We start from the raw sequence: 1,115 nt of genomic DNA on the forward strand, positions 1-1,115 counted from the left end.
ATGGAAGCAATGGGTTCTGTATTTACTAACAAGTATGCAGAGGGTTATCCATATAAAAGATATTATGGTGGATGTGAATTTGCTGACAAAGCTGAGCAATTAGCTATTGACAGAGCTTGTGAAATCTTTGGATGTTCTTATGCAAATGTTCAACCACATTCAGGTTCTCAAGCTAATGGTGCTGTATATGCCGCATTATTAAAAGCTGGTGATAAAATCTTAGGTATGGATTTATCTCATGGTGGGCACTTAACTCATGGTTCTAAACCATCATTTTCTGGTAAGAACTATCAAGCATTCTATTATGGTGTTGAGTTAGATGGAAGAATCAACTATGACAGAGTTTTAGATATTGCTAAAATTGTTCAACCAAAAATCATTGTATGTGGTGCTTCAGCTTATGCAAGAGAGATTGACTTCAAAAGATTTAGAGAAATCGCTGATGAAGTAGGAGCAATTTTATTTGCTGATATCGCACACATTGCAGGTTTAGTTGCTGCAGGTGAGCACCAATCTCCATTCCCATATGCAGATGTTGTAACTACTACAACTCATAAGACTTTAAGAGGTCCTAGAGGTGGTATGATTATGACTAATGATGAAGATGTAGCTAAGAAAATCAATTCAGCTATCTTCCCAGGTTTACAAGGTGGACCATTAGTACATGTTATGGCTGCAAAAGCAGTTGCATTTAAAGAGATCTTAGCTCCTGAATGGAAAGATTATGCTAAACAAGTAAAAGCAAATGCTAAAAAACTTGGAGAAGTACTAGTATCAAGAGGATATGATATTGTTTCTGGTGGAACAGATAATCACTTAGTATTAGTATCATTCTTAAATAAAGAGTTCTCTGGTAAAGATGCAGATGCAGCTTTACAAAATGCAGGTATTACTGTAAATAAAAATACAGTACCAGGTGAAACAAGAAGCCCATTTGTTACAAGTGGTGTAAGAATTGGTTCTCCTGCACTTACAGCAAGAGGAATGAAAGAGAAAGAGTTTGAATTCATTGCTAATAAGATTGCTGATATTTTAGATGATATTAATAATACTGATTTACAAGAACAAATCAAGGGTGAGCTTAAAGATTTAGCTAACAACTTTGTTATCTACAA

Annotated in this window: 1 protein-coding gene; it reads left to right on the forward strand. The window is 35.0% G+C overall.

Annotated features, from left to right (window positions below; genetic code table 11):
* Positions 1–1,115 (forward strand): serine hydroxymethyltransferase (locus tag CRV02_RS14245; RefSeq protein WP_164969017.1); only part of this gene is annotated, 1,115 nt, incomplete at both ends.

It is taken from the genome of Arcobacter sp. CECT 8989, assembly GCF_004116715.1.
GTDB lineage: Bacteria > Campylobacterota > Campylobacteria > Campylobacterales > Arcobacteraceae > Halarcobacter.